The organism is Vibrio sp. 10N.247.311.47 (genome assembly GCF_041467535.1).
Classification (GTDB): Bacteria; Pseudomonadota; Gammaproteobacteria; order Enterobacterales; family Vibrionaceae; genus Vibrio; species Vibrio crassostreae_C.
In genome coordinates this window covers 1-15,151 of sequence record NZ_JBFSUR010000008.1, presented here as the reverse complement: position 1 = coordinate 15,151, position 15,151 = coordinate 1, and the positions used below count along the sequence as shown (strand labels likewise).

General features: G+C 45.7%; 14 protein-coding genes and 1 tRNA gene. 8 read left to right on the top strand and 7 right to left on the bottom strand.

What is annotated here, in order from left to right:
- Positions 1-28 precede the first annotated feature (28 nt).
- Together AB6E51_RS07465 and AB6E51_RS07460 are read right to left on the bottom strand one after the other, a co-directional pair.
- Positions 29-1,021 carry a general secretion pathway protein GspB gene (locus AB6E51_RS07465; protein ID WP_017061416.1) on the bottom strand — a complete coding sequence of 331 codons (993 nt, stop codon included), beginning with the start codon at positions 1,019-1,021 and terminating at the stop codon, positions 29-31.
- On the bottom strand, positions 1,021-2,691 hold the full coding sequence (locus tag AB6E51_RS07460; protein WP_206360673.1) for an ExeA family protein: 1,671 nt from the start codon (positions 2,689-2,691) through the stop codon (positions 1,021-1,023). The genes AB6E51_RS07465 and AB6E51_RS07460 overlap by 1 nt, the downstream gene beginning before the upstream one ends.
- Positions 2,692-2,727: 36 nt before the next feature.
- On the opposite strand from AB6E51_RS07460, the gene AB6E51_RS07455 reads away from it, so the two are divergent.
- The gene (locus AB6E51_RS07455) at positions 2,728-4,044 is read left to right on the top strand and encodes a multifunctional CCA addition/repair protein (RefSeq protein WP_372057804.1); all 1,317 of its coding nucleotides are present in this window, start codon (positions 2,728-2,730) and stop codon (positions 4,042-4,044) included.
- A 91-nt stretch (positions 4,045-4,135) separates the two neighbouring features.
- Here AB6E51_RS07455 and AB6E51_RS07450 read toward each other — a convergent pair whose 3' ends face one another.
- From AB6E51_RS07450 to folB, 3 genes are read right to left on the bottom strand one after another with little or no spacing between them, the layout of a single operon-like run.
- Complete coding sequence (locus tag AB6E51_RS07450) at positions 4,136-4,939, bottom strand: undecaprenyl-diphosphate phosphatase (protein WP_010434624.1); 804 nt, start codon at positions 4,937-4,939, stop codon at positions 4,136-4,138.
- 15 nt (positions 4,940-4,954) lie between these two features.
- The gene (gene folK, locus AB6E51_RS07445) at positions 4,955-5,437 is read right to left on the bottom strand and encodes a 2-amino-4-hydroxy-6-hydroxymethyldihydropteridine diphosphokinase (RefSeq protein ID WP_017062921.1); all 483 of its coding nucleotides are present in this window, start codon (positions 5,435-5,437) and stop codon (positions 4,955-4,957) included.
- On the bottom strand, positions 5,434-5,793 hold the full coding sequence (gene folB, locus AB6E51_RS07440; RefSeq protein WP_017061412.1) for a dihydroneopterin aldolase: 360 nt from the start codon (positions 5,791-5,793) through the stop codon (positions 5,434-5,436). Before folB ends, folK begins: the two co-directional genes overlap by 4 nt.
- A 138-nt stretch (positions 5,794-5,931) precedes the next feature.
- Between folB and plsY the strand changes: the two genes are divergently transcribed.
- Positions 5,932-6,528 (top strand): glycerol-3-phosphate 1-O-acyltransferase PlsY, encoded by a 597-nt coding sequence (gene plsY / locus AB6E51_RS07435; protein WP_009847793.1) that lies wholly within the window; start codon positions 5,932-5,934, stop codon positions 6,526-6,528.
- 92 nt (positions 6,529-6,620) lie between these two features.
- On the opposite strand, the gene AB6E51_RS07430 is transcribed toward plsY, so the two are convergent.
- A complete protein-coding gene (locus AB6E51_RS07430) occupies positions 6,621-7,436 on the bottom strand; it encodes an alpha/beta fold hydrolase (protein ID WP_017062922.1) in 816 nt (271 codons plus the stop codon).
- A 106-nt stretch (positions 7,437-7,542) separates the two neighbouring features.
- The gene (gene tsaD, locus AB6E51_RS07425) at positions 7,543-8,559 is read right to left on the bottom strand and encodes a tRNA (adenosine(37)-N6)-threonylcarbamoyltransferase complex transferase subunit TsaD (RefSeq protein WP_017061410.1); all 1,017 of its coding nucleotides are present in this window, start codon (positions 8,557-8,559) and stop codon (positions 7,543-7,545) included.
- A 258-nt stretch (positions 8,560-8,817) separates the two neighbouring features.
- Here tsaD and rpsU point away from each other — a divergent pair, with 258 nt between their 5' ends.
- The 6 genes from rpsU (at position 8,818) to AB6E51_RS07395 (ending at position 14,897) form a co-directional block, all read left to right on the top strand.
- Entirely contained in the window at positions 8,818-9,033 is a 216-nt protein-coding gene (rpsU, locus tag AB6E51_RS07420; protein ID WP_004396009.1) for a 30S ribosomal protein S21, read from the top strand.
- 25 nt (positions 9,034-9,058) lie between these two features.
- The gene (locus AB6E51_RS07415) at positions 9,059-9,502 is read left to right on the top strand and encodes a GatB/YqeY domain-containing protein (RefSeq protein ID WP_017069475.1); all 444 of its coding nucleotides are present in this window, start codon (positions 9,059-9,061) and stop codon (positions 9,500-9,502) included.
- A gap of 119 nt (positions 9,503-9,621) precedes the next feature.
- The gene (gene dnaG / locus AB6E51_RS07410) at positions 9,622-11,373 is read left to right on the top strand and encodes a DNA primase (protein WP_017069474.1); all 1,752 of its coding nucleotides are present in this window, start codon (positions 9,622-9,624) and stop codon (positions 11,371-11,373) included.
- Positions 11,374-11,472: 99 nt separating this feature from the next.
- Positions 11,473-13,317, top strand: coding sequence for an RNA polymerase sigma factor RpoD (gene rpoD / locus AB6E51_RS07405; protein WP_017069473.1), 1,845 nt, complete (start codon positions 11,473-11,475; stop codon positions 13,315-13,317).
- Positions 13,318-13,480: 163 nt separating this feature from the next.
- Positions 13,481-13,556 (top strand) — tRNA-Ile (locus AB6E51_RS07400).
- 1,002 nt (positions 13,557-14,558) lie between these two features.
- Positions 14,559-14,897 (top strand): hypothetical protein, encoded by a 339-nt coding sequence (locus AB6E51_RS07395; RefSeq protein WP_372058888.1) that lies wholly within the window; start codon positions 14,559-14,561, stop codon positions 14,895-14,897.
- The last annotated feature ends 254 nt before the right edge of the window (positions 14,898-15,151 follow it).

The following is a 15,151-nucleotide window of genomic DNA, read 5'->3' as shown; positions in this document are numbered from 1 at the left end:
TCTGTTATCTAGATACCTTTAGAGCTCGCTAGCCTTTCCACTCGTACAGAGCTGGGATTTCTATCTTCTGCTGATTGAACTCTATGATCACCGATTGTGGCTTAATCTCCAGCAATTGAATGTCTTGTCCAATCCAATCTCCTTGCGCCACTTCTTGGCCGTTCACTTTTACCCAACGTTTGGTTTCGCTGCTCGAGTACATATGGGTTTGTAGGTCTAACTTAGGAAGGACGCCTGATAAGCTATTGGTGTGCGTTTCCAACTCAATGACCTGAGAACCCCTTTGCCCTGAGGGTCTAGAATCCATCGGCTCAGGAGCGCTTTGTTGCTCCCCCATAATGGATTCAAGCTTCAATGCCAAATCAGGTGGCAACTCACTGAGGTCTAGCCCTTGCAGCAGATCACTGTCCGATTGTAAGTCACTATTTGATTGCTGATCAGTGCTTGATTGCAGAGCAGTCGTTTCATCACTCGCGCCTGGCTGAACGGATGACGATTCAGAACTGGCTGTCATTTGAGTGTTGTTATCAGCATTAGCGAAGATCACTGCTGAGCCACCAGCGGTGTTTGCACGATTAGCGCCAGAATCAATCTGTGCATACATCTCTTGGCGTGGCAATGCTTTCAACGGTTGGCTCGCCGGTGCAGGGCGAACGGTGAACAAGGCATCTTCTTCCTCAGACACGGCATCCATGCTTGCTATATCAGCATCCGCAATTTCAGGCTCAATGTCTGATTCAGTTTTAAATTCTGGCAGAGCGACATTGGCAGCTTGGTTCACGGCTTCTTGTTGTTGGATATACGATTGATAAGCCAAGACGCCACCCACCAACAAAGAAGGAACCAAGATTAAGAGTAGCCCCATCGCTAACGATGAACCTCGCTTGTTGCTCATCCCTTTTGCAGAATTAGGAACATGATGATTCTGGTAGCCTTTGAAGCTTGGTTTGCTAAGAGAGTGCTGATTAATAGAAGATGGCTTGTGAGACGGCTGTTTAAGTTCGTGCATAATACGTGACATTAGCTTTCGCCCCCTTCTAGTGACATCAGCTTAGGCGAATCGAGTTGAGCTAATCTCTGCAATCTTGCTAAGGTGCGCTTACCTGCAATGCCATCAACAGACATACCTTGCCACGTTTGAAATGCTTCGATTTTCATTTTTAACTCATAATCAAATACATCACTACCGGAAACAACCTCTCCTAATACTTCAGAAAGCAGTAGATCAAGCAAAGCAACCGCTTCACCTTGATAGCCCTCTTTAAGGGTCTCTCGCAGCGGCTGCTTCCAAATAGCGACGTAATCGCCTTGCCAGATTTGCTCTAAGGATTGCTTCGGCATCACCAACAGCTTTTCATTAACCAGCAACTCGACAGAATCCTTAGACACGCCATACAGCACAGCAAACACTGGTTTTTGGTCTATGTCGAGATTAAGTACCACAGGAACACCAAGTTCTAACAAGGTATCCAAACTGGCCTGCTGCTGCTCACACACAAAAACACTTTGTGGCTCACTTAAGCACAATCCATCACGCAGTGAAGATTGATATCCCCACAGCGTATACAAGTCTTTGATAGCGAGAGAACGATTGGTCCCCTGCATCAAATGTTGTTGAATGTGTTGTGGCAATTCAAACTTGGCAGGTTTTGGCTCAGCAACCAACTTAGGAACATCTGATACCAAAGAACGCTGAGTACGTGCTAACACTTCCGTCTTTGCTCCATTTGATGCATCCGTAGGCAACCAAGCATTGATATAGCTTGGAGCGAAGTTAAAGGTCGCTATTGCAAGACCAACGCTTAACGTCGCAATCCCTGCGTATTGGAATAACTTAGGCGCGACACGAGAAGTTAGAGCTTTCTCGACGTGATACACATCGGCCTGAAAGGACATAACCTGCTGACACGCTCGGTTAACCGTTTCATTGCTCGGTAGCTGCTCACCGTCATGAAAAGCCAACTGCAGTGCTTTATCACACACCAAGTTAATGAGCCTTGGAATACCATGCGTATATTGAGCAATCAGCTTGATAGAACGGTTCGAAAACAACATCTGCTCGCCACCCGCCGTCTCCAAACGAAACGCGATGTACTTGCCCGTTTCTTCGGTATTAAGAGGCAGTAAGTGATAACGACCAGTAATGCGCTGTGCTAGCTGACGTAGCTGCGTGGTTTGTAAGTGCTGTTGTAATTCCGGCTGGCCGACCAACAGTACTTTTAACAGCTTACGATTGTCGGTTTCCAAGTTTGTTAGAAGGCGTAACTGCTCCAACACATCGGCAGCGAGGTGTTGGGCTTCATCGATCACCAATAGGGTTTGAATGCCTTCGGCATGGCTATCAAGTAGAAAATAATGAATAGCCTGACTGAGCTGTTTCAACGATGCTTGTTCTGGGTACTCGACCTCAAACTCATCGCAGATAGCTTCTAGTAAATCCGTATTTGAAAACGTAGGGTTAAGTATAAGGCCAGCCTGAGTATGACTATCCAATGAAGACAACATCGCCTTAGCGACCGTTGTTTTCCCTGTACCAACCTCACCAGTAAGCATCGCAAAGCCCCCACCCTCGCCTAAACCGGCTTGTAGGTTCTGCATCGCTTCTTGATGGCGCTGACTCAAAAACAAGTAGCGAGAATTTGGTACAATCGAAAATGGCATCTCAACGAAGCCAAAATATTCCTTATACATGTGCTGCCCTATAATTACGATTAATGGAAAGTACCATTGCTTGCAGTAAAGTCCAGCAGTGATAAAACATTTCGAGGTGATAAGTTGCAAATTTACGATAGCCTACCAAAAGACAACGGGCTACAACGCTATCTAGTCGGTGGAGCAGTGCGCGATAAGCTGCTCAATATTGATAGTTATGATAGAGATTGGGTCGTGGTAGGGAGTACCCCTCAAGAGATGGAAAACCTTGGCTTTACTGCTGTGGGAAAAGATTTCCCGGTATTCTTGCACCCAAAAACCAAAGAAGAGCACGCACTGGCTCGCACTGAGAGAAAATCAGGCTCTGGTTACACAGGCTTCGAATGTTACTTCGCGCCAGACGTGAGTTTGGAAGAAGACCTGATGCGTCGAGATCTGACCATCAACGCTATAGCTCAAGATGATAAAGGCCAACTTCACGATCCTTATCATGGCCAGAAAGATCTCTCGGATCGTATCTTAAGACACGTTTCAGACGCTTTTGTTGAAGACCCTCTTCGTGTACTGCGTGTGGCTCGCTTCGCCGCCAAGCTTCACCATCTTAACTTCACGGTTGCACCTGAAACCATGGATATGATGAGTGAGATCGTCCAATCTGGTGAACTGGCACACCTTACTGCAGAGCGAGTTTGGCAAGAGTGGCATAAGTCTCTTAGTACACCGCACCCTGAAGTGTTCCTCTCTGTATTGAAAGAGTGTGGTGCATTGGCAGTCGTATTACCTGAGATTGACGCTCTATTTGGCGTCCCTCAACCTGAAAAATGGCACCCTGAAATCGACACGGGTATTCACACTCTGATGGTTGCTCAGCAAGCCGCACTATTAAGCCCATCGCTACCGGTACGCTTTGCAGCTCAAGTGCATGACTTAGGTAAAGGCGTCACACCACAAGCTGAATGGCCAAGCCATAAAATGCACTGCCACACAGGTGTTAAGATAATCAAGAAACTGTGTGAGCGAGTGAGAGTGCCCAATGAGTTCAGAGACCTTGCGTTGTTAGTGTGCGAGCAACATTCTAATATCCACCGCGCAGGCGAGCTCAAACCAACCACCTTTCTCAAGGTTCTCAACAAGTTCGATGTTTGGCGTAAGCCAGATAGGTTCGACGATATACTACTTTGCTGCCAGGCCGACCACGCAGGCCGAAAAGGATTAGAAGATCAGCCTTATCCTCAAAAAGCGCGCTTTGAAGTCGCCTACCAAGCGGCGCTTCAAGTCGAAGTAAAAGCGATCATTACCGATGGTTTTAAAGGCAAAGATATTCGAGAAGAACAAGAGAAACGCAGAGCCATCGCAATTGAAAACGCCCTATCAGAACTCGCTAGCAGTTAATCGTCGCCGCTCTACCTAAAACGTATAAAAAGCCCGCAGTTAAGCGGGCCTTTTGTTTCAATTCTTACAGCGAGACCGTTGCCTGTGTCTGTTACTGCATCATTAAGAAAGCAAACAGACCACAACCTAGAATCAGGCGGTAGATAACGAACGGTGTCATGCCCATACGAGAGATAAGCTTCAAGAAGAAGTGGATACAGATGTAAGCACTGATGAAAGACACCGCCACGCCCGTTAGCAAAGTGCCAACATGGATTGGATCACCGCTTGTCACCAACTTAAGACCTAAATAACCACCAGCCAGAGTGATGATTGGGATAGACATCAAGAAAGAGAATCGAGCCGCCGCTTCACGTGTGAAACCAAGGTAAAGCGCCGCGGTAATGGTTGCGCCAGAACGAGACGTGCCCGGAATGATCGCCATTGCTTGAGCAAGACCAATAAACAGCGCCTTTTTCCAACCCGCTTGGTATTCGTCATCGCGCAGGCTTGAGTTCTTGTCCACCCACCATAGCAATAGACCAAAGATAATCGTTGTCGTCGCGATCACCCACGCACTGCGTAAGTAAAGCTCAACAATATCTTTCATCAACAAGCCAAAGATACACGCAGGAATCGTCGCGAGAATGATCATCCACGCTAACTTCGCTTCTTTACTACGATCACCTTTAAACACTGAACCAAAGAATGCGCTCAACAGAGAGACCACTTCTTTACGGAAATAGATAACAACAGCTGCCAAAGTACCAACGTGGACAGCGACATCAAAAGCCAAACCTTGATCTTCCCAGCCTAAAACAGCTGAAGGAAGGATTAGGTGTGCAGAACTGGAAATAGGTAAAAACTCTGTAAAGCCTTGCACCAACGCCAATATAAACGCTTCAAAATAACTCATTACTTACCTTAAAAATTATAGTTTTATATCTACGACAGAGAGCGAGTCTAATTGCTGCATCTTCTGCCATATTTCACTGACGGTTCTTCCGTCTTGCGGGATCACTCGCGCAGGACAAAGATCATAAAGCGGCTGTGTTACAAAAGGATATTTGTAGATATCACTGCGTGGTAATTCTGGTTCACACTCAGAAACCTCCTCTCCAAACAGCACAATATCAAGATCGAGTTTTCGATCTTGTAGTTTGTGCGCATCTTGAGAGCGACCCCATTTAAACTCAATTTTACGCAGCTGCTGTGAAAATTCAGTCAATGAGAGTGACGTGTCGAGCTCTATCACAAAGTTATAAAACGGATGGCTATTAAAACCGACGGGCTCACAGTGATAGATTTTAGAGCATTTAAGGTTAGTCCCTAACGATTGAAGCTCTGTCCATGCCACCCTTGCATGCTTGTCGCGGTCTATGTTCGTGCCAACACCAACATAGGCTACTGTCATGCTTGACCTCGTTCGATGATCACACCAACGGCTTTTGCTTGTGGCACTGCGCCAGGTTTAGCCAATCGGATTTTAATCCACGGCACAGAGAACTGAGTCATAATAAGCTCTGCGACTTCTTCAGCAACACGTTCTACGAGTAGAAAACGGCCATTTGCAATGTGCTCAAGTACTGCAGTGCTCACTTTCGAATAATCCAAAGCATCAACCACATCATCACTCTTGCCTGCTGGGCGGTTGTCATGAGCCATTTCAATATCAAGCACCAGTTTCTGTTTGATCTCTTGCTCCCAATCGTAAACACCGATCGTTGTAATTACTTCTAGCTGCTCAATGAAAACTTTATCCAGTGCCATGACTTGTCCTTTTAGAGGTCGGATACCCAAATTGGGGAAAAAAACGTATTATTTGCGTAATTCGAGATATGATATCAATTACTCTTGGATTGAGCATTATTTTCCCATCGTTAGGCGTATAACCGTTAAAGGACAGACATGACCCCATTGGCACTTATCATGATCATTGCTGCCTACTTACTAGGTTCAATCTCTAGTGCGGTCTTGATATGCCGAGTTTTGAGGCTCCCAGATCCTCGAACAGTAGGTTCTAACAACCCAGGAGCAACCAATGTCCTGCGTGTTGGCGGTAAAGGCGCAGCAGCTGCCGTCCTTTTGTGTGACATGCTGAAAGGCACTATCCCTGTCTGGCTTGGCTACTACCTCAAGATCGACCCAATCATTCTTGGGGTTGTGGCAATTGCGGCGTGTCTTGGCCATATGTATCCGATCTTCTTCCACTTCAAAGGTGGTAAAGGCGTGGCAACCGCACTTGGCGCTATCGCCCCAATAGGATTCGATCTAACCGGAATGATCATGGCGACTTGGTTAGTGGTCGCGTTTTTGTTTCGTTACTCTTCTTTAGCGGCACTGGTTACTGTGCTACTTGCCCCTTTCTACGCTTGGTTAGTCAAACCTCAATACACACTGCCTGTAGCCATGTTGTGTTGTTTGATCGTGTTGCGTCACCATCAGAATATCCGCCGCCTACTCGATGGCAGCGAACCAAAACTCGGACAAAAAAAATCGGCTTAAACTGTCACGTCTAAGCCGAACTATTTTTAAACCGAGATGCGTTTAAACCGACGTAAGTATAAGTCGAACAACACTATTCAGTATTTAAGAACTTACAGCAGATGTTTATCTAAAAACGTCTTCAGCATTGTGTTCACAAACTCTGGTTGCTCTAACGAGCTAATATGACCAGCGCCAGGAATCACCACTAATTCACTGCCCGTAATGCAATCGTGCATTAGGTATGACTCAAGTACCGGACGTGGTTTATCTTCTTGTCCTACAGCAATCAAAACAGGCAGAGCAAAGTTCTCTACCGATTCAATCATGTCACGACGTCCAAACACCATTCGACCAATTCGTGCCACTTCTTCAGCGTTGTCACCCTCAAGAGCTGATAACTGCTGAGTAAACCCTTCCACTAAAGTTGGCGTGTTGGTTTGAGCATCATTAGCGAAGAACAGTGGAACAACCGCTTCAACAATTGGCTGAGGAACCGTCTTGGTTTGAGTGATGGTATCTAACATGCTGAAGTACTTAGCGTGAGCAACCTCTGGTTCTAAACCCACAAAAGTATCCATTAGAACCAAAGACTTAATACGTGCAGGTGCAAGTTCCGCTAACTCTGTTCCCCACATACCGCCAACCGATAAGCCAACCACTGAGAATTCTTCGATCTCTAAATGATCAAGCAGAGCCAAAACGTGCTGAGCGTAATCTTTCAAGTTACGCATCGAAGCGGGTGCAGCTTGAGATTCACCATGAGACCAAAGCTCTGGAACAATACAGCGATACTGAGTTTTTAACGCTTCGATCTGCGGCTTCCACATTGCACTATCCCAAAGGTAGCTGTGGCCGAGTACAACAACAGGGCCTTGACCTTCATCTAGGTACGCCATCGATTGATTGTCTACTGTGAACTTGTTCATTTTCTTCCCTAATCTCTATCAGCAATTATTTATCGACATACAGTCGGTAAGCTAGGATATAAAAACGGCCGCACAAGGCGACCGTTTATCGAAACACTATAGTCAATTACGCAATTGGCTCTAGCTGGTCAATAGGCCAACGCGGTGTGGCATGAACAGACAAATCAGCCGTTTCGCCATTCTTTAGGCGCTGCATGCCCGCATAAGCGATCATCGCACCGTTATCTGTACAGAACTCAGTGCGTGGGTAGTACACCTCACCACCGACTTTCTTAGCAAGCGCCTCAAGCTCAACGCGCAGTTGTTTGTTGGCACTTACACCGCCAGCAATAACTATACGTTTCATGCCCGTTTCAACCAAGGCACGCTTGCACTTGATTACTAAGGTTGCACAAACGGCTTCTTGAAACGCGTAAGCAATATCAGCACGAGTTTGGTCATCATTATCGTTATCACGAATGGTATTCGCTGCGAACGTCTTCAGACCAGAAAAGCTCATATCTAAACCCGGACGATCGGTCATTGGACGCGGGAACTTAAAACGACCCGGAGTGCCTTTTTCCGCCAAACGAGATAACAGTGGACCACCAGGGTAATCTAAGCCCATCAGTTTCGCGGTTTTATCAAACGCTTCACCCGCTGCATCATCAATCGATTCACCAAGGATTCGGTATTCACCAATACCTTTCACTTCTACCATCATGGTATGGCCGCCAGAAACCAGCAGAGCCACAAATGGGAATGGTGGTGGGTTATCTTCTAGCATTGGCGCAAGAAGGTGACCTTCCATATGGTGAACAGGCACTGCAGGCACTCCCCACGCATAAGCAATACTGCGACCAATCGTTGCACCAACCAGCAGTGCACCCACTAAACCAGGGCCAGCCGTGTAAGCCACACCATCAATGTCTTTCGACGTTAGGTTCGCTTCTGCTAATGCCGCTTTAATAAGAGGAATTGTTTTTTTCACGTGGTCACGTGAAGCTAGCTCAGGTACCACACCACCGTAATCGGCGTGCAGCTTTACTTGGCTATATAATTGATGAGAAAGCAGCCCTTGCTCATCATCATAAATCGCGATTCCTGTTTCATCACAAGAGGTTTCAATACCAATAATGCGCATAATTTTCTCGGCACGCTTTCGTCTAAAATGGGAAATTAGCGCAATATTACCCTGCCTAAGCTCTTCAAACAAATATTGTACAGACTATAATCGACAAAGTGCTTTACAAAGCCACTGTGATCGGATTAAAATTCCGCACCATTTTTGATCAAGCTGGTTAATGGCCAAACGCGAATAGAGAGTTAGCTCGATGGGTAACTTCTCTGATTTGGTACTGAGTGGCCAGCGATAATGAATAACCCCTGAGGTGAAAGGCATATGCCAATAGTTAAAGTACGTGAAAACGAACCGTTCGACGTTGCACTACGTCGTTTCAAGCGCTCTTGTGAAAAAGCAGGTATCCTTTCTGAAGTTCGCCGTCGCGAGCATTACGAAAAGCCAACTACAGTTCGCAAACGCGCTAAAGCAGCAGCTCAAAAGCGTCACGCTAAGAAGCTAGCTCGCGAAAACGCACGTCGCGTTCGCCTGTACTAATAACTTAATCCATAAGGACTGAGTTATGGCTCTTATTGAACAACTCAAAGAAGAGCAAAAATTAGCGATGAAAGCCAAGGACAAACCGCGCCTTGGCACTATCCGCTTAGCTCTTTCAGCAATTAAGCAACGTGAAGTTGACGAACGGATCACTCTGAACGACGACGACATTCTTGCTGTATTAGTTAAAATGGTTAAGCAACGTCGCGATTCTGTTGCTCAATATGAATCAGCAAATCGTCAAGATCTTGCTGACGTGGAAAAAGCAGAAATTACGGTACTTGAAGGCTTTATGCCTCAACCGCTAACTGATGAAGAAGTTATTGCACTACTTGATAGCGCAATCGCCGAAGCTCAACCAGCGGGCATGCAAGACATGGGTAAAGTAATGGCTATCTTGAAACCACAAATTCAAGGGCGTGCAGATATGGGGAAAGTTAGTGGTTTAGTTCGTTCTAAACTCGCTTAATCCCAAATCAAATTGCAACAAGCCGTGCAATCCTTCGGAACGCACGGCTTGTTTGTATCTGTAACCTATTCAAACTATTATTATCCACACTCTCAGTTAGTGCATTTTTCTAAGGTTTTATGGCAGGACACATCCCGCGTAGTTTCATCGATGATCTCCTAGCGCGTCTCGACATTGTCGACATTGTGGACGCACGCGTGAAACTTAAGAAAAAAGGCAAAAACTATGGTGCTTGTTGCCCATTCCACAACGAAAAGACCCCTTCTTTTAGCGTAAGCCAAGAAAAACAGTTTTATCACTGCTTTGGTTGTGGCGTACACGGTAATGCTATCGACTTCATTATGGAGTTCGAACGCCTCGATTTTGTTGAAGCTATTGAAGAGCTAGCCTCTTTCTTAGGCCTCGACGTTCCTAGAGAACAGCGCAGCGGCGAGATATCAACAGCACCAAGAGCCAACAGCGAACAAAAACGTAACCTCTACGATTTGATGGGCGGCATCAGTAATTTTTACCGCTCTCAACTGAAAATATCAGCCAACAAACCTGCGATTGATTACCTAAAGAATCGTGGCCTTTCGGGCGAGATCGTCCAGAAGTTTGGCATTGGTTATGTGGCCGATGAGTGGGACTTAGTTCGTAAGAACTTTGGCCAACAGAAAGAAGCCCAAGACATGCTCGTAACTGGCGGCATGTTAATTGAGAACGATAAAGGTAACCGATACGACCGATTCCGTGGACGCGTAATGTTCCCGATTCGCGATCGTCGTGGCCGTGTGATTGGTTTTGGTGGTCGTGTATTAGAAGACGGTACTCCAAAATATCTCAACTCACCAGAAACGCCTATCTTCCATAAAGGTAAAGAGCTTTACGGCCTTTATGAAGTGCTGCAAGCCTACCGTGAACCGCCGCAAATACTTGTGGTTGAAGGTTACATGGATGTCGTGGCATTAGCGCAATATGGTGTTGATTACTCAGTAGCATCACTGGGCACATCGACAACCGGTGACCACGTTCAAATGCTGTTCCGCCAAACCAGCACAGTGGTTTGTTGTTACGATGGTGACCGAGCAGGTAAAGAAGCCGCGTGGCGCGCACTAGAAAATGCCCTTGAGTACCTGAAAACCGGTAACACACTCAAGTTTCTATTCTTGCCCGACGGTGAAGACCCAGACAGCTATATTCGAGAGCACGGCAAAGCCGCTTTCGAACAACTGGTCCACAATGCGACGCCGCTTTCGACCTATTTGTTCGATAACCTAATTGAAATACACAAGTTGAACTTGGGAACAACCGAAGGGAAATCAGCACTGCGTGCACACGCCAGCGCCTTGATTAACAAAATTCCTGACAGTTACTTCCAAGAATTGCTCGAAAAACTGCTCGATGAGCGAACTGGATTTGATAACCAATTGCGACGTGCGCGTGTTCATACACAGAACCCGACACCTCAACCGCATAAAGAGCTGAAGCGCACTCCAATGCGTGAAGTTATCGCTTTGCTTATCCAAAATCCGAGCTATGCTGATATGGTACCGGATTTATCAAGTGTCAAAGGCTTACAGTTGCCTGGGCTAAGTTTATTCGTCGAAGTACTTGATAAATGCCACGCGCATCCCCATATCAACACAGGCCAATTATTAGAGCATTGGCGACACAATAAACATGAGGCTCTTCTGTCTCGTCTCGCGAGCTGGGAAATCCCCCTCGACGAAGACAATCAAGAAGACATATTTTTAGACTCATTGGACAACATACTTGCCCAGTGCGTTGAAAAACAAATTGAAAACCTGCAGGCCAAAGCAAGAAGCGTCGGTTTATCAGCCGAAGAAAAAAGGGAGCTACTAGCTTTAATGCTAGATCTAAAAGCGTAACCCTGTTTGATTAGTCAGCATTTAATAAATTTGTTAACATAATTGGTTTGCATTTGAGAATGCAACGTCCTTCACCAGACCTGAAGTTGGATATCATCTATGGATCAAAATCCGCAGTCACAGCTTAAATTACTTGTTATTAAAGGCAAGGAACAAGGCTATCTGACCTACGCCGAAGTAAACGACCACCTACCTGCAGAAATCGTGGATTCTGAACAGGTAGAAGACATCATTCAAATGATCAACGACATGGGTATCAAGGTAGTTGAAACTGCACCTGATGCTGATGATCTAGCACTTAATGATGACGATGCCAATATAGATGAAGATGCAGCCGAAGCTGCAGCTGCTGCGCTTTCAAGCGTAGAAAGCGAGATTGGCCGTACTACTGACCCAGTTCGTATGTACATGCGTGAAATGGGTACGGTTGAACTACTGACTCGTGAAGGCGAAATCGACATTGCGAAACGTATTGAAGATGGTATCAATACAGTTCAACTATCGGTTGCTGAGTACCCAGGCACTATTCCATACATCTTGGAACAGTTTGACCGCGTACAAGCAGAAGAGATTCGCTTAACAGACCTAATCAATGGCTTTGTTGACCCTGACGACGATGGCACAGCTGCGCCAACGGCGACTCACATCGGTTCAGAACTTGCTGAAACTGATCTGGAAGACGAAGACAAAGAAGACGCTGAAGACGACGAGGAAGAGGAAGAAGAAGATACAGGTATCGATCCTGAGCTTGCTCTTGAGAAGTTCACAGCGCTTCGTACTAGCTACCAGAACCGTCAGCTAGCGATCAACGAGTACGGCCATGAAAGCCCGAAAGCAATGCTTGCAACAACAATGATGCAAGACGTATTCAAAGAGTTCCGTCTAACACCAAAACAGTTTGATTTCCTAGTAAACGAACTGCGTAACTCTATGGATCGTGTACGTACTCAAGAACGCCTAATCATGCGTCAAACGGTTGAGTACGGCAAAATGCCGAAGAAATCTTTCATTGCTCTATTTACTGGCAACGAATCTAGCGAAGCATGGTTGGATGAAGTTCTTGCTTCAGACAAGCCATACGCAGAAAAGATTAAACGTAACGAGCACGACATCCGTCGCTCTATCCAAAAGCTGGATATGATCGAACGTGAAACGTCTCTTACTGTTCAAAGCATCAAAGATATCAGCCGTCGCATGTCTATCGGTGAAGCGAAAGCTCGTCGTGCGAAGAAAGAGATGGTTGAAGCGAACTTACGTCTAGTAATCTCGATTGCTAAGAAGTACACAAACCGTGGTCTACAATTCCTGGATCTAATCCAAGAAGGTAACATCGGTCTGATGAAAGCGGTAGATAAGTTTGAATACCGTCGTGGTTACAAGTTCTCTACTTACGCTACTTGGTGGATCCGTCAAGCAATCACTCGTTCGATTGCCGACCAAGCTCGTACTATCCGTATTCCGGTTCACATGATCGAAACGATCAACAAACTAAACCGTATCTCTCGTCAAATGCTACAAGAGATGGGTCGTGAACCACTTCCGGAAGAACTGGCTGAACGCATGCAAATGCCTGAAGACAAGATCCGTAAAGTACTGAAAATCGCTAAAGAGCCAATCTCAATGGAGACACCAATCGGTGACGACGAAGATTCGCACCTAGGTGATTTCATCGAGGATACAACGCTAGAACTACCTCTAGACTCTGCAACGGCAACCAGCCTACGCGGTGCAACTAAAGACGTTCTTGCAGGCCTAACACCTCGTGAAGCTAAAGTACTGCGTATGCGTTTCGGTATCGACATGAACACTGACCACACTCTTGAAGAAGTGGGCAAGCAGTTCGACGTAACTCGTGAACGTATCCGTCAGATCGAAGCAAAAGCACTGCGTAAACTTCGTCACCCAAGCCGCTCAGAAACTCTGCGTAGCTTCCTAGACGAGTAATCGCACACTCAAGTGTGGTTAGCTTTTAAGCATAAATAAGAAAAGGTGAGCGTTGGCTCACCTTTTTTTTATCTGTGTGATTTAAGTGGCTAAGATGTAAGCGGAATTGCCCCTTATAGTGTCTAGACACCATTGAACGCTTCCCCTATAATCTATGCCCTACGGCCCCTTAGCTCAGTGGTTAGAGCGCACGACTCATAATCGTTCGGTCCCCAGTTCAAATCTGGGAGGGGCCACCAAATTCCGATAAGGCTCATGAAGAAATTCATGGGCCTTTATCTTTTCTAGTCCTTTCCATATCCGGTCTTCGATTACTTCCTGTAAGCACGATTCCATTAGCTCCACTGAAAGATTCCACGTTGTTCCCCCACACTTACATTTACCAATCCCATTCGTTACTCGCGAACAACACCCACTCTAGTCTGTACGCCCAACACCCTGAGCAATGACATACCACTCAACACCCCAGAAAAACTCACCGACTACCCTAACAATAATATAACCAACATCCGTTCCCTTTAGCTCAAGTTAATAATATATAGATGAGTTAGAGACCTAAGAGCCAGAGAAGTACCCATCAGTGATTCCAGAACAACAGAGAAGCCACTACGGGAACAGATAGGATTGAATCAAGACCAATTGCCATGGACGGTAATTGGTCGCTTCCATCGTAAGCTAAGAACACCAACGTAATGGCCTCAGCACTCTAGCCACTAGAATCAGACGAAAGAGCAAGGACTGGTATTCATACTGGAATCGGGGATGCCAACGCGAGAATCAACTACAGAGCGAATCCGATACCAACAGAGCACCAGAACCCCACGGCTAGAACCAGAGAGAAACCTAGTTAGAATCACATCTACCGTCAGCATCGTCGAGGTTGTCACCACCGTCAACACCGTCACGAAAAAGATAAAACTTAGAGAAATGAATCTAACCGCCGCCACCGTCACGGCAAAATCAGAAACTAAATTACCCTAGAATTGAATCGAAAGACCGGACTAGGACCGGACCGACGACGCCGTCAACGAAACTTAGGGAAAGTAATTACTGAAGAAGTCAGGTAAAGCAAGGGTTAGAGAGAGATTACAGGGCCAGTCTAGAGAGACCGACCCAGCGACTTAGGATTTTAGGATGGTTAGTGGGGGTGATGGTAGATATGTGACTTTGGGTGTTGAAATGCATATGAAGAGGAGTAATGTATAGGTTTACAGTATTGATGAATAGTATGGGGATGTTCGATGAGCGATGGAAGTGATTCTGATTATTTAGCTGAAAATGGATATAGCTTTTTAGTCGACGGAAATATCCCCAAAGGTTGGGGGGAAGGAGTATCCCAAAAAAGCCCATCAATCACGCATGAGAAAGTCATTTTCGATGAAAATGATTACTCTTCGCAAGAGATCCATTTAGAAGCTTCTCTCGAAGAACCTCAACTGTGCTTCTCCTTTTCAACCGCAGCTATGTTAGGTAAGCATTACGCAGCGACAATTAAATTAACGCAAATTACACATGGCAATGAGATTTGGATCGATGCTTGGATTGTATCTCCAAGTAAGAAATATAATCAAAAATCATAACCTTCTTGCCCCTTTAGAAATTGCTGAACAAATCAAACAAAGTTATCCTGATTTATTAAGTAATAAATTAATAGAACTCGGATATACAGGGAAAGGTTCTGTGAGATTTTTTATAGATAGCGCGTTCTACAATAATAAATCTTTATCACTGAAGGGCTATCAATTATTAGTAGAAGTACTAGATGATCACGATATTGATTAGGGCGTGTTGATCTTTGCTGTACATTTCGCGTTCAACAATACATCGGTAGCCA

Bases quoted from the DNA above. Each gene is read 5' to 3' on its own strand.
- AB6E51_RS07395 (WP_372058888.1), top strand. From the start codon at position 14,559: ATGAGCGATGGAAGTGATTCTGATTATTTAGCTGAAAATGGATATAGC.
- rpoD (WP_017069473.1), top strand. From the start codon at position 11,473: ATGGATCAAAATCCGCAGTCACAGCTTAAATTACTTGTTATTAAAGGC.
- AB6E51_RS07415 (WP_017069475.1), top strand. From the start codon at position 9,059: ATGGCTCTTATTGAACAACTCAAAGAAGAGCAAAAATTAGCGATGAAA.
- AB6E51_RS07465 (WP_017061416.1), bottom strand. From the start codon at position 1,021: ATGTCACGTATTATGCACGAACTTAAACAGCCGTCTCACAAGCCATCT.
- AB6E51_RS07450 (WP_010434624.1), bottom strand. From the start codon at position 4,939: ATGAGTTATTTTGAAGCGTTTATATTGGCGTTGGTGCAAGGCTTTACA.
- rpsU (WP_004396009.1), top strand. From the start codon at position 8,818: ATGCCAATAGTTAAAGTACGTGAAAACGAACCGTTCGACGTTGCACTA.
- tsaD (WP_017061410.1), bottom strand. From the start codon at position 8,559: ATGCGCATTATTGGTATTGAAACCTCTTGTGATGAAACAGGAATCGCG.
- folK (WP_017062921.1), bottom strand. From the start codon at position 5,437: ATGACAGTAGCCTATGTTGGTGTTGGCACGAACATAGACCGCGACAAG.
- folB (WP_017061412.1), bottom strand. From the start codon at position 5,793: ATGGCACTGGATAAAGTTTTCATTGAGCAGCTAGAAGTAATTACAACG.
- plsY (WP_009847793.1), top strand. From the start codon at position 5,932: ATGACCCCATTGGCACTTATCATGATCATTGCTGCCTACTTACTAGGT.
- AB6E51_RS07460 (WP_206360673.1), bottom strand. From the start codon at position 2,691: ATGTATAAGGAATATTTTGGCTTCGTTGAGATGCCATTTTCGATTGTA.
- dnaG (WP_017069474.1), top strand. From the start codon at position 9,622: ATGGCAGGACACATCCCGCGTAGTTTCATCGATGATCTCCTAGCGCGT.
- AB6E51_RS07430 (WP_017062922.1), bottom strand. From the start codon at position 7,436: ATGAACAAGTTCACAGTAGACAATCAATCGATGGCGTACCTAGATGAA.